The sequence below is a fragment of the Bremerella sp. P1 genome (genome assembly GCF_028748185.1).
Taxonomy (GTDB): Bacteria; Planctomycetota; Planctomycetia; order Pirellulales; family Pirellulaceae; genus Bremerella.
Genome location: NZ_CP118164.1, coordinates 3,037,591 through 3,051,475 on the forward strand (window position 1 = coordinate 3,037,591; position 13,885 = coordinate 3,051,475).

Consider the following 13,885-nt stretch of genomic DNA (forward strand, 5'->3'; position numbering starts at 1 on the left):
GCTAGACTGGACAATGTAATTCCGTGAGACGACGTAGGTTCGAGGTAGTTGAAAATGGCGAAAGTTGTGGCGGTCGTTTCTGGTGGTATGGATTCGGCAACGCTTCTGTATCACATGCTGGACGCAGGGCACGAGTGTTGGGCCATTTCGGTCGACTACGGTCAGCGACACGTCAAAGAACTCGACTTTGCCCGGCAACTATGCGAAGGGGTGAACGTTCCGCACCAGGTCGCGGATCTGTCGGCGATCAACCCGATTTTCGGTAACAACAGCCTCTCAGGTCGGGAGATGGAGGTGCCTGAGGGGCATTACGCGGAAGAAAGCATGAAGCAGACGGTCGTTCCGAACCGGAATATGATCCTGCTTTCGGTCGCGATTGCCTGGGCCGCGAGCAACAAATGTGCGGCGGTCGCCTATGGGGCCCATAGTGGTGATCATGCCATATATCCCGATTGCCGTCCCGAATTTGCCGACGCGATGGATGCAGCGGCTCGATTGTGTGATTGGAATCCGATCGAGCTGTGGCGGCCTTTTGTCCACATGGATAAGGGAGAGATCGCCAAGCAGGGTGTCGAGCTTGGGGTTCCCTATGAAAAGACGTGGACCTGCTACAAGGGGCTCGAAAAGCACTGTGGGAAGTGTGGGGCCTGCGTCGAACGCAAAGAGGCGTTCGCATCCAACAATCTAATCGACCCAACCGATTACGCTGATTAGGGATAGCTGACTAGGCGTTCAGTTCTCAGAAAACTTGGCAACTGCTAGCTGTTGGCGTCGATAACTCCTGTGAACGTCAAGTCGCACGAATCACTCGTCCAGGGGGTGCGTGCCAAATTGGGGGATTGGCGCAAGACTTGCGGTTAGACAATATTTAAACCAGATTGCCTATTTATCCCTGGTATCGAAGATTCCCAGCGTACATTTGGGTACATTCCCACCACCGTAATGACGTCGTATCGCAGCGAATGGCCGGCAATGAGAAGGTTTTGGGGTTCTACTGATTAGTTGCACTTGGCTGAAATCAATGGCCGAGAGCCCCCAAACTGGTCGAAGTCGTCCTATATCGAAGTTCTGATCGGTCATTACCTACCCCCTAACGGGCCCACCACGAATGATTCAACTTTCCACGAAGCCGTTTCCACTGCCGCGTCCGATGCGACAGTTGGAGATCGCTCAAACGGAACTGCACCTGTGGCGGATTTCGCTTGAGGAAGGCCTGTCGGGCGTCGATCAATTGCACAAGCAGCTTTCTGAAGCCGAGCAGGTGCGGGCCTCGAAGTTCTTTCGCGAAAACCAAGCTCAGCAGTACGTCGTGTTTCATGCGGCCCTGCGGGACATTCTGGCCCGATACTTGGATGTCGAACCATCCGAAATCACTTACGAGACTGGCGAATTTGGTAAACCGAACATCATTCGCGGCCAGGCGGGTCAGCTGAGCTTCAATCTGACGCATTCGGGCGAACTGGCCGTCGTGGCGGTTTCGATGGGGATGGAAGTCGGCGTCGATATCGAGCGGATTCGCAAAGTTCGCAGCTTCGCTAGCATGCTTGAACGTTGTCTGTCGGACGCTGAGCGTAAGGACCTTTGTGCCTACCAGGAAACGGATCGATTCCACCAGTTTCTGCGGTTCTGGACCCATAAAGAGGCCTACTTAAAGACCATCGGGGTCGGCCTGCGAGCTCCGCTGGATCGTGTGACGCTCGATCTTCAGGCGCCTGAGTCCCGTAAGGTCGTGAACCATTTCGATGTCTTTCCACAATCTCCGCAGGTTCGTCTGATGGAGCTGGCACCGTGTGAAGGGTTTGTCGGGGCTGTCGGTTCCACTCACGAAGACTCGCCAGAGATCAAAACGTTCGGTTGGGTCAGTGGTCGATAAGTCGGTTAATGGGTAAACTGGTGTGTTACCCTTAGCCACGAGGTGCTCAATGACAGCCGAGCCATCCGGACCTTCCGGCGATGCGCCTAAGTCCGCGGAAGAAATCCAAGACTGGATTATCGATTATCTTGCCAAAGAGTTGGACACGAACCCCAACTCTATTGATCCTAGCGCCACTTTCGATTCCTTCGCCCTCGATTCGGCCACGGCCATCGGGATGACCGGCGATATGGAAAACTGGCTTGGGAAACGGATTGATCCCACGATCGTTTACGATTACCCCACGATCGAAGAGTTCTCTAGCTATCTGGCGGGCGAGAAGTAAGCCCTCGATCGCCCGAAGTGTGCCTGGTTTCATTCACCTGCGACGGAAGCCTTTTCGATGCAGCCAAAACATGAACCGATTGCCGTTATCGGGATCGGTTGTCGTTTGCCCGGGGCCGATAGCCCGGAAGCTTTCTGGAACTTGCTGATCGAAGGTCGCGACGCCATTGGCGAAGTACCGCCCGACCGCTGGGACGTCGACCGACTCTACGATCCTGAACCAGCGACCCCTGGCAAGATGTACACGCGCCGGGGTGGTTTCTTGAGCAACGTCGCCGACTTCGATCCGACCCTTTTCGGCATCAGCGGACGCGAAGCGGAAAAGATGGACCCCCAACAGCGGATACTGTTGGAAGTGACCTGGGAAGCATTCGAGAACGCCGGCATCCCCGTCAAAACGCTCGGTAACAGCGCGACCGGCATTTACGTCGGCATTAGCAACAGCGACTACGCCCGGCTTCTCTTTCGTGGGCTCGATTCGCTCAGCGCGTACAGTGCCACCGGAACCAGTCTGTCGATCGCTGCCAATCGATTGAGCTATCTGTTTAATTTCCGCGGGCCCAGCATCGCCGTCGATACGGCCTGTTCGTCTTCGCTCGTCTCGGCTCACCTTGCTTGTCAGGGCTTGCAGTCTGGCGAGACCGATCTGGCGGTTGCCGCCGGCGTGAACTTGATTCTGACGCCAGAAGGCACAATCACCTTCTGCCAGGCTCGCATGATGGCCCCTGATGGGCGCTGTAAGACCTTCGATGCCAGTGCCGATGGCTACGTGCGCGGCGAAGGTTGCGGTGCCGTCATCTTGAAGCGACTGAGCGATGCCGAACGCGATGGAGACCGCGTATTAGCTGTTATCCACGGCACGGCGGTCAATCAAGATGGTCTCACCAACGGACTGACCGCGCCCAACGGACCGTCGCAGCAAGAAGTGCTCAAGGCGGCCTTGGACGACGCTCAAGTTGAACCGCAAGCAATCGAACTGATTGAGGCCCACGGTACCGGTACTTCGCTCGGAGATCCGATCGAAGTACGTAGCTTGAAAAACGTACTGGGCATGGGGCGAGACGCCCAGCACCCGCTTCGCCTGGGAAGCGTCAAAACCAATATCGGCCACCTGGAATCGGCCGCCGGGATCGCAGGCCTGTTGAAGCTTGTGCTTTCGCTCAGCAAGGGACAGATTCCTCCGCATTTGAACTTCGAAACACTCAATCCCTATATCGACCTGAGTGGTGCGGAAGTCGAAATTGTCACCGAAGCGAAGCAGTGGAATAGCGATGCCGGCAAACGCCTGGCCGGCGTGAGTGCATTCGGATTCGGTGGAACGAATTGTCACCTAATCGTTGGTGACTACGTTGCGAAAGAAACCGAAACCAAGTCGTCACCGCCGAAAGATCGCCCGCGGCATATCATTCCGCTTTCGACACAAACGCATGACGGCTTGCCGCTCTTGGCCGAGCGTTACCTGGAAGAGTTGGAAGACGAAGCGATTTCGCTGGCCGACTTTGCTCACAGCGTTGCCGTTGGTCGCTCGACGCTCGATGCCCGGACATTCGTTAATGCGGCCGATAAGAAGGAAGCGTTCGCAACGCTTCACAAGTTGGTCGAGAAGGGATCGAAAGATTCAACCAACGGCCAACCGGTGCGTCGCCGCAACAAAGTGGTGTTCTTGTTCACCGGTCAGGGTTCGCAGTATCCCGGTATGGGGCGCGAGCTGTACGAGTCGCACCCCGTCTATCGCGAAGCCATCGACCAGTGCGCCGCAGAGCTCAAGAAGTACGACGTACCGCTGTTGGACGTGCTGTTCGCCGAGTCTGAGAGCGATACGATTCATCAAACGGCCATGTCGCAGCCGACGTTATTCGCGACGGAGTATGCACTTTTCCAACTGTGGAAGTCATGGGGCATTACGCCCAGCATGGCAATCGGTCACAGTGTTGGTGAGTATGTCGCGGCCTGCGTTGCAGGCGTCTTTCCACTCGAAGATGCATTGAAGCTGATTGCGCTTCGTGGCAAGCTGATGCAAAGCTTGCCTGCCGGCGGAGCCATGTTGGCCGTTTCGGCCGGTGCCGATCGCATTGAAACACTCCTCAACGGACATGCCGGACAGGTCGGCATCGCCGCGGTGAATAGCCCGCAGCAGACGGTCCTTAGCGGGGCGGCGGAAGCGATCGATCAAGTTGCCGAGCTCTGCCAGACGGAAGGCATTCGTGCTACGCGATTGACGGTCTCCCATGCGTTCCATTCAAAGTTGATGGAGCCGATCCTCGACGAATTCGAACAGGCCGTTTCTTCGATCGAGATGAAGCCTGCTTCGTTCCCGATCGCTGCGAACTTGACGGGCGAGCTATCCAAAGACGCGTTCACCAAGCCTGCCTATTGGCGTCAGCATCTCCGCGAGGCGGTTCGCTTTGCCGATGGTATCCAGGCCATTGCCGCGAAGGGTGGCAATGTCTTTGTCGAAGTGGGACCGCAGCCGGTTCTTTCCGGGCTTGGTCGCGTGAGCGTGCCTGGCAAGGAAAACGCCTGGCTTCCGAGTCTGCGTAACGGTCGCAGCGATTGGCAGATGATGCTCAACTCGCTGGGCGAACTATACGAGACAGGCATCACGATCGACTGGAAAGCGTTTGATGCTCCGTACGATCGTAAGCGAATCGAGCTGCCGACCTATCCGTTTGTGCGAAGTCGATTCTGGGCACCCGATACGATGCCCGTCACCAGTGGCGAAGACTTTGGCGGCGGTACGGGGCTTATGCCTACCCGCACAACGCATCCACTGCTGGGCGTGAAGATTCCGACGGCAACCGACGAAGTCCTTTTTCAAACGAACCTGGCACCTGGTTTCCCGGCATATCTGAACGATCACCAACTGTTCGGCAACCCGGTCTTTCCCGCGACTGGTTATGTCGAACTAGCTCTCGGTGCGGCGAGCGCCCACTTCGAGGAAGGACAGTATTCCGTCGAGCAGTTGCAAGTGCAGCAGCCGCTGGTGTTTGAAGAGCAGCACTCGAAGACGGTTCAGGTTGTGTTGACGCCGGAAGATCTGGGCTACGCTTCGTTCCGGATTCTCAGCGCCGAGACGTCTGATAGTGACGATACGATTTGGAAGCTGCATGCCGCGGGAAAGATCGTCCCGGCGGCGGCTCGTCCCGAGAAGGCTGACCTGCAAGAAGCCTTCTTCCGCATGGAAAAGCAGGTCGATGTCGAAGAGTTCTACGCCGGTGCCAAACAAAGCGGCCTGCAGTACGGCCACGCTTTCCAAGGGATCAAGCAGCTTGGCAATGGCGAAGACGAAGCCCTGGCCGAAGTGGCACTTCAAACCGATCTTCAGAGCGATGCACGCAACTATCACTTGCATCCAGCCTTGCTCGACGCTTGTTTCCAGACGGTCGGAAGCTTGCTGGTCGATGAACTGACGCCTGGGACAACGTTCATTCCCATTGGCATTGGCAGCGTGACCTGCTTCGAGGGACACTCGCCGCAGCGGGTGGCTTGCTGGTCGAAGATCGTTAGCCGCAAACCGGGACGCATGCCGCAGGTTGAAGCCGACATCTTGCTGGCCAATGAAGAAGGGGAAGTTCTGGCCGAAGTCCGCGGCTTGAAGCTGGCTCGTCTTGCAAAGATTGATCTGCAGAAACGATTGGTCGCCGATGTCGATCGCTGGTACCACGAGGTTAAATGGCTAGAAACACCGCGAATCGGCAATCCGCTGACCGTCGATGAGAAGGAAGAATCGATTTGGCTCATCTTCGGCGATGGTCGACCGATGACGCAGTATCTCGTCGAACAACTCGAGCAGCGCAAGCAGCAAGTGATGCAGGTATTCCCCGGCACCGAATTGGAGTTCGGTGAAGTCGATGCCATGCTCGATCCAGCCGAACCTACCGAGTTCGTTGAACTGCTCGATTCGCTTCAGCTTTCCGACACTCGGAAGCTGCGAGGTGTGATCTATCTGTGGGCTCAGCAGGATCTGTCGGGCAAAGCCAACGAGTCGATGGTTGATCATGCTCTCGGCTGCCAAGGTCTGCTGCATGTCGCCCAAGCTTTGGGCCAGCGGGAAGATCAATCGCCTAGACTCTACGTGGTCACCCTCGGTGGTCAGCGAATTTACTCCGGTGACAAGATTGGCCATCCCTTAGAGGCCGCCACTTGGGGCCTAGCTGGCGTGATTGCCAACGAACTACCGAAGCTCAACTGCACGCGTGTCGACGTCGATGCGGCCGATCGCGAGACGGCTGGTCGCTTGTTCGGCGAGATCTGGGTACCTGACTCGGAAACCGAAATCGCGTTGCGTGGCGAGAAACGATTCTCGTCACGATTGATGCCGATGCGTCTGGCTGCTGATGGCGAGTTGACGGTTCCGGAACAGTCGTATCAGCTGGGCCTGAAGAAGTTCGGCATGCTGACGAATCTGGAGTTGGTCCCCAAACCGCGTACCGAACCGGCTGAGACCGAAGTCGAGATCGCGGTCAAAGCGTCGGGTCTCAACTTCCGCGATGTGCTGCGGGCCTTGGGGATGCTGCAGGAATATGAAAAAGAGATTGGCATTCTTACCGAAGCGGACGTGACCTTCGGCTTCGAGTGCAGCGGCGTCGTCACAGCGGTCGGTAGCAAGGTGAAGAACCTGAGTGTCGGCGACGAGGTAATCGCGCTTTCCACCGCCAGCATGACCAGCCACTTGCTGGTCGATCAAAACTATGTGGCCAAGAAGCCAAGTAATCAGACGTTTGACGAAGCAGCGACCATTCCTCTGGCGTTCCTGACCGCCCACTACGGGCTCGTACGGCTGGCGAAGCTACGCAAAGGCGAACGGGTTCTCATTCATGCCGCCGCCGGTGGTGTAGGCCAGGCAGCCGTGGCGATCGCCCAGGCCATCGGCGCCGAGATCTACGCTACGGCCAGCAAGGGCAAGTGGGACTTCCTGCATTCGCTGGGCATCAAGCATGTTTACGATTCGCGTACAACGCTCTTCAGCGATCAGATTCTGGAAGACACGGGTGGCGAAGGAGTCGACGTTGTCCTCAATAGCTTGAACCAGGAGTTCATTCCCAAGAGCGTCGAGTGTCTGGCCAAGGATGGGCGTTTTGTCGAGATCGGCAAGATTGGTATCTGGACGCCTGAGCAGTTTGCCGAAGCCAAGTCGGCCGCGACCTACTTCCCGTTTGATCTCGGGGACGAAGAACGAAAGGCACCAGGCCTGATCGCGACGATGCTTGAGGAACTGTTGCCGCAGTTCGAGTCGCACAAGCTAACTCCCCTGCCCTTGCAGGCCTATCGCATCGAAGACGCCGTCGAAGCGTTTCGCTTTATGCAGCAGGCCAAGCACCTGGGCAAGGTCGTGCTGCAAATGACGTCGCCTACCGGCGAACGACCATTGATTCGGGAAGATGCAACCTACCTGATCACCGGCGGTACCGGGGCGATTGGTCTAGAAGTCGCGCAGTGGTTGATCCAGCAGGGAGCCAAAAGCGTTGTCCTAACCAGCCGCAGTGGGAAAGCGAACGAGGCCGCTGCCGAGCGGATTGCGGCTTGGGAAAGCGAAGGCACTCAGGTCACCGTTTCAACCATGGATGCCGCCAAGGCCGATCAAGTCGCCGCCGTGCTGGGCTTCATCCAAACCGAGCTTCCACCACTGGCAGGCGTGTTCCATGCTGCTGGTGTGCTGGACGATGCGACCATCCCACAGCAGTCGTGGGATCGCTTCGCCAAAGTGTTGCCAGCCAAGGTGGATGGTTCCTGGTATTTGCACCAGCAGACACGCGAATTGCCGCTCGATTACTTCGTCTGCTTCTCATCGATCGCCGCGATGATCGGATCGCCGGGACAAGCCAACTACGCTGCGGCCAACGCATTTATGGACGCCTTGTGTGCAGGTCGCCGCGCTGAAGGCCTGACTGGTCTGAGCATCAACTGGGGGCCATGGAGCGGCGGTGGCATGGCCAAATCGGCCGACGCCCGACGGCTTGCAGGGATTGGCTTGGGCATGATTGCTCCGCAGCAAGGTTTGCTCGCGCTGGAAGAACTTCTGCCGACGCGCTACGCCGACGTGGGTGTCTTCCCGGTCGACTGGACGAAGTTCCTCAAGCAGTTTGGTCGTAACAAGCATCCACGGATCCTCGACGAGCTCGCCAAGATTCATCGTCAGGAACGCACCGTCGGCGCGGCCGCCGGTGGGGCGCTTCGCGATCGCATGGCCGCCGCAGACGAAGTCAAGCGAGCCTCGATGATTGGCGACTACGTTGCTGATCAGGCTGCCAAGACACTCGGTATTGCGGCTTCGCAGTTAGATCGCGCCAAGCCGCTTGCTGAAATGGGGCTCGACTCCTTGATGGGGATCGAGCTGAAGAACGCGATTGAAGCCGAGCTTGAGATCGATATCCCCGTCGAAGAATTCTCGCAAGACACCACAGTCACAAGCCTGGCGACAGCGGTTGCCAATCTTGTGGGCGTGGAAGGAGACTTCACGTCGAGCGGTGGTGGTGAAGCTTCGGCTCCGGTAGCGAAGGAGAAGCCTGCCCGTGCTCTGGAAGACATTCCTGTTTCCGACTTCCAGACCGATCAGTTCCCCGAAGTGGTCGAGCTGCAAGAGCGTATCGCGCGGTTTGCTCGGATGGGAATGGAAAGCCCTTACTTCGATGTCCACGAAGGAACCACGCGCGACACGGCCATCATCGGCGGTCGCGAGTTCGTCTGCTTCAGCAGCTACAACTATGTCGGCAGCAGTGGCGACCCGGAAGTGACCGCCGCCGCTCAAGCCGCCATCGAGCAATTTGGCACCAGTGTTTCGGCCAGCCGTGTGGTCTCTGGCGAAAAGACGATCCACGGCGAACTGGAACGCAAGATCGCCGAGTTCGTGGGGACCGAGTCTGCTGTTTGTTTTGTCGGTGGTCACTCGACCAACGAAACGACGATCGGCCATCTGATGAATCCAGGCGACTTGATCCTGCACGACGAACTAGCCCACAACAGTTTGGTGCAAGGTTGTATTCTGTCTGGCGCCCAGCGACGAGCGTTTCCGCATAACGATACGGCTGCCTGTGAACGCATGCTGGCCGAGATGCGGGGTAAATACCGCCGGGCTGTGATTGTCGTTGAAGGTGTCTACAGCATGGACGGCGACTACTGCGACTTACCCAAGCTGGTTGAGATTAAAGAGAAATACAAGGCAATGCTCTTCGTCGACGAGGCACACTCGATCGGCACGATGGGCAAGACAGGTCGCGGGATCTGCGAACATTTCGGTATCCCGGGTTCGCGCATCGATTTCCTGATGGCAACGCTCAGTAAGTCGCTGGGTAGCTGCGGCGGCTACATTGCCGGTAAGAAGACGATGATCGAGTACCTCAAGTACACGGCACCAGGCTTTGTGTTCAGCGTGGGGATGCCCCCATCGAACGCAGCCGCGGCCCTGGCATCGTTCGAGCGGATTGAGAAGCACCCGGAAGTGGTCGCCAAGTGCATGAGCAATTCCCGGCTGTTTCTCAAGCTGGCCAAGGAAAAGGGACTCGATACGGGGCTCAGCGACAATACGCCGGTCGTTCCCGTGATCACCGGCAACTCGCTCTTAGCCCTGCGACTTTCGCGTGCCCTGTACGCGCGCGGGTACAACGTTCAGCCGATCATGTATCCGGCCGTGGAAGAGAAAGCGGCCCGACTGCGGTTCTTCATCACTAGCTGCCACAGCGAAGAACAAATCCAGCAGACAGTTGACGCGACGGCTGAAGAGTTGGAAAAATTGAAAGCCGAATCGAACGACGCGGCGAAATAGGTGACCCGCGCGATTCGCTTGTCACACAAGAGGGGAAATCACGTGTCGAAAGCTGTCTGTACACAAGCATTGGCACTGCTCACTAAGCGAGTATTTTCCCTTGAGGAGATCCAGCAGCAGCTGGAAGCTGGCAAGTTTCCCTGCACGATTGAAGATGCGGATGGCGAAAACGTAGGCCGCACGCTTCAGGGGCAATTGCCTAATGGCGGCCCGAGTGTTGTGATCGAGATAGTTAATTCTGTGTGGCCGGCCAAGATCGAAGCCGACCAAGACTTGGGTCCCTTCAGCCACGGGCAGTCGCTAGAGCGAGCTTGCAAGTTCAATGTGAACTGGACGAAAGCGGCGGAAGTTGCTGCGCAGCACCAAGGAATCGTGCTTGTACGGATGCTGCCCGATTCCTCGGAGCCTGTGTCGGCAACCGAAGTGCTTACGCAATTGATGGCATTGGCCAAGGTAAGCTTGGCGATTGGGTCGCTGCCTGACGTGGCAGGCTATTTCTGTCCCGGCGGCGAGATCTTCGTCCCGATCGAAGTGCTTGATGAAATTCTTCAGGCCAGCAAGGTCGCTGGGTTTCCGCCGCTCGATCTGTTTGCCAACTTGCGACTATCGTGGCTGGACGATCGTTGGATCATCTTTGAAACGATTGGCAACGCGCAGCTGGGTTTGCGTGACTTCGAGGTCTACGCCGACAGCAAGCAGCACGACTTGAACGACATTGCCGCATGGCTGAGACGTTGGAGTTGGCAGCATTTACAAGCCGAGAACGCATTAGAAAACGGATCGGTCGCCAGTGGTCCAGGTGAAGCGAAATTCGATGTCGTCTATGCCGACGATGCGCTCTTGGCACCTAAGCGGCCGGTGATTCGTTTGATTGCCCAAGACGAAGCGAAGATGCCTGAGGGCTTGCCGGCTCGGCTACGGATCGATCGAACATAGTCGCGTTGGGCGACTAGCGATTCTTCCGCTGGGATTGCTTATCCCAGTACCGCATCAGTTCCTTGCCGATGCTCAAGAGGGTGAGCAGCAGCATCGGAGCGGCCAGGGTGACGAAGATAAAGCTGAAGCGATTGGAGAGGACACCTTCTTTGGAGTCGTTCAGCATGTAGTGCCCCATCACAAAGAGCACGCTGAGCAGGAAGGTCGCCAGCATAATCGACCCGATACCGAAGCGTGGTCTCCAAGGCCGCTTTAGTTGGGGCTCGTGGACTTCGGGAGTGTCGTCGTCGTCAAAAAGGGGATCGTCGCCCATTTTTAGGACATGGCTGCCAAGATAGGATCGTGAAGAGAATGAATGCGATTGAGCAGGTCTTCCTGTGTCAGATCATTCGACATGGGGATCATAAGATACTTGCCCAGTCGGCTGCAACAGTCGAGCACAATCTGACGCGAGTTGGGAGACGCGAACCCATACTGACATGGTTCGTGACCGGTAATGAAGAGTTCGACACCTAGCTGCTTGGCCAGCAGATCGACATTCTCTTGGCGGAAGTCTCGGCCCCATACCAAGCGATGAAGCGATCCGCCGCACGATCGATCGTGACACGTCAATTCCCGATCGAAGATGCTGGCGTCAAATGGTTCCTCGTCGCACTGCTTGGGCAGACTATGAGTCACCATGATCTGATCCCCAATCCGAATCGCAATCGGGAGGCTCGCTAAAAACTCGAGCTGGGCGGCACGCACCACGGGGACCGAGTCGCCGTACATCTGTCCCATTCCACAACGGAACATCAGGTTGAGCATCTTGCCCGCTTTCATGATCGGAAAGTCGGTCAGTTCGGCGAGCTCGTGGTTGGAAATCAAAAAGTGAACCTGGTTCGGGAACTGAATCACCAGCTTAGCGATGTCTTCCAGCATCAGGTGCGACATGCAGCCGCCCGCCTTGGGATAGGTCGGTCCGCCGTGGCATACTTCCTGGAATACCAAGTGCCGACGTGGATTACTCTCGAGATCGGCGATGTTGAGGATTTGCCGGAAATTGGTGCGGTTGCCGTGCAGGTCGGCCGTCACCATCACATCGTCTGTGTTCGATGTGTCGAGGTAGACGACATTGCCTCGCCGAAGCGAAGATTCCCGCAAGATTTGCCCGGCTCTCTGGTAAGCCTCGACCGTATTCTGGGCCACGCTGGCGGCAACACTCATAAGCTTTGATGCAGGCAAATAGGAAAGAACAAGAAAACACTGGCGTTGATTTATTGTTGTCAGTAGAGCCCGCCGAGGCAAACCTTATTCGTTGGGTGGCCGATTGTAGGGAATATTCCGCCAGCGGAGGCCAGGCCATTGGTTCGTCAGGAAGTTTCTATCAGAATTTCCTCAATTCCTTGCCGGACCCCGGTGAGATTGGGACCTATACTTCCAGTGAACTTTTCACCTTTTCTTATTGCGTTCTGAAGTCCGATGAGCTCCGATCGTCGAAATTCGATGCGATTTTCCGTCGCCCCCTCACGGGTAAAAGCCCAGTTGCGGGTAGGTAAAGATACCTACCGGGCGGAATTATTGGATGAATCGATGGCTGGATTCGCGATAGCCGTCGAAATCCCTCGACGTAAGCTCGGAGAACAAGGCTTTGTCAGCGAGTCGGAATGTCCTCTGTTTGGAGAAATCGCACGACTGAAGGTCTCTGGACATAGCGAATACGAAGTCCAGATTATCAGTATTGTGCCGCGAGAGGACGGTTCGGCTTCCACGACCAAATCACGCGTTTGCTTGCGTTTGGGTACCCGAGTTGTCCGAGAGATCTACGGAGAGGATCGTAATTCGGTCGGACGCAATCTTCGCCTGGTGGCCGCATTGTTGCTGGCCATGGTTTTCTCGGTCTACTGCACGGCTCAGTCGTATTCTGGACAATTAGCCGCGATGATGCCTACCGGCGAACTGGCTTGGGGCGAGATGTTCCAGGAGTGGCAGCCGTTTGGCTCGAAGGAACGCTCCTGGCGGAAGGAAATCGCCCACGCACAGAGCCACGGATACGTCGTACCTAAATCGGAAGAGATGGCGAAGCTCATCGAGTTTTCCGAGGCATTGCCTACCCTGCATCGGGTGGAAAAGGTCATGTTGTTCCAACAGGACAATGCGTTTCTACAGCAGCTTAAGCTGACGGCGGATCAAACATTAGCCGTCCGCAAAATTGCCATGGAGGCCGCGGCCGCTATGGAGCAGCTTTGGATGCAACTTAAGCACGAGCAGGAAGCCTTTCAGCAGCAGCTTGCCAGTTTGCTGACCGAGCTCGAAACCCGCATCATGGCCAATCTGAGCCCAACTCAGGCCAAGATGTGGATGCATGCCCAGTTCGGCTAAGCTCTGCTAGCACAAGAGCGTTTCTGAGCGCCCGAGCCTGATTTCTGTGACGGCTGGTAGGGATTGACCTGATTTGTTCAATTTTCCCGGATCTTAGGCCGATCAATCCTATTGGACTTGCCCAGTAGAGACACTTGGCAGGCGATGAGTTTCAGCACAAGGCTCCTGCACCTTCGCGCTGGAATCAATGACCCCCAAAAACGACCCAACGCCGTGCCCGCAAACGCGCGAGGAAATTCACCATGAATCGCTTGTTCTTCATTCTGGCAGCCGTATGCCTTCTGGCGGGAAGTGGCTGTTGCCATCGCATCGGGGCGAGTCCCTGTAACAACCCGACCAGCGTAAGTGCTCCGCCACCGGCCGTTCAAGGCGGTCCTGGTTCGGCTCAAGTCACTTACCCCTATTACACAACTCGCGGGCCGCGAGACTTCCTGGATCCGGCTCCGTTCGATATCGGATACTAAGCGCTCGTCGCAAATTGGAACACGAAGACGCGAGTGCCGCTCATCAGATCTTCTGAGAGCGGCACTTTTTTGCGCGCTGGTCGTTGGAATACGTCGGCAAGCCGGCAGGCTGCGTAATCCCTCAGGTTCCCCTGGTTTGTGATGCCAAGGCACCACAACGAGGTG

The 13,885-nt window shown here is 56.8% G+C and carries 9 protein-coding genes; 7 read left to right on the plus strand and 2 right to left on the minus strand.

Annotated features, from left to right (window positions below):
• Window positions 1-54: 54 nt before the first annotated feature.
• The 5 genes from queC to PSR63_RS12765 all read left to right on the plus strand — a co-directional run bounded on the left by queC (window position 55) and on the right by PSR63_RS12765 (window position 10,895).
• Window positions 55-714 (plus strand): 7-cyano-7-deazaguanine synthase QueC, encoded by a 660-nt coding sequence (gene queC, locus PSR63_RS12745; RefSeq protein WP_274333834.1) that lies wholly within the window; start codon window positions 55-57, stop codon window positions 712-714.
• A gap of 394 nt (window positions 715-1,108) precedes the next feature.
• Window positions 1,109-1,873: a 4'-phosphopantetheinyl transferase family protein gene (locus PSR63_RS12750; protein WP_274333835.1), complete on the plus strand. Its 765-nt coding sequence runs from the start codon at window positions 1,109-1,111 to the stop codon at window positions 1,871-1,873.
• A 49-nt stretch (window positions 1,874-1,922) separates the two neighbouring features.
• Window positions 1,923-2,198, plus strand: coding sequence for an acyl carrier protein (locus PSR63_RS12755; protein WP_105354134.1), 276 nt, complete (start codon window positions 1,923-1,925; stop codon window positions 2,196-2,198).
• 57 nt (window positions 2,199-2,255) lie between these two features.
• On the plus strand, window positions 2,256-9,959 hold the full coding sequence (locus PSR63_RS12760; RefSeq protein WP_274333836.1) for a type I polyketide synthase: 7,704 nt from the start codon (window positions 2,256-2,258) through the stop codon (window positions 9,957-9,959).
• A 42-nt stretch (window positions 9,960-10,001) separates the two neighbouring features.
• Entirely contained in the window at window positions 10,002-10,895 is an 894-nt protein-coding gene (locus PSR63_RS12765) for a hypothetical protein (protein WP_274333837.1), read from the plus strand.
• Between the two features lie 13 nt (window positions 10,896-10,908).
• Here the strand turns inward: PSR63_RS12765 and PSR63_RS12770 are convergent, their stop codons facing one another.
• Both PSR63_RS12770 and PSR63_RS12775 read right to left on the minus strand, forming a co-directional pair.
• A complete protein-coding gene (locus PSR63_RS12770; RefSeq protein ID WP_274333838.1) occupies window positions 10,909-11,208 on the minus strand; it encodes a hypothetical protein in 300 nt (99 codons plus the stop codon).
• A 2-nt stretch (window positions 11,209-11,210) separates the two neighbouring features.
• Entirely contained in the window at window positions 11,211-12,101 is an 891-nt protein-coding gene (locus tag PSR63_RS12775) for a metallophosphoesterase (protein WP_274333839.1), read from the minus strand.
• A 279-nt stretch (window positions 12,102-12,380) separates the two neighbouring features.
• Here PSR63_RS12775 and PSR63_RS12780 point away from each other — a divergent pair, with 279 nt between their 5' ends.
• Window positions 12,381-13,256, plus strand: a complete 876-nt coding sequence (locus tag PSR63_RS12780; protein ID WP_274333840.1) for a hypothetical protein — start codon at window positions 12,381-12,383, stop codon at window positions 13,254-13,256.
• Window positions 13,257-13,498: 242 nt separating this feature from the next.
• Window positions 13,499-13,720 (plus strand): hypothetical protein, encoded by a 222-nt coding sequence (locus PSR63_RS12785; RefSeq protein WP_274333841.1) that lies wholly within the window; start codon window positions 13,499-13,501, stop codon window positions 13,718-13,720.
• The last annotated feature ends 165 nt before the right edge of the window (window positions 13,721-13,885 follow it).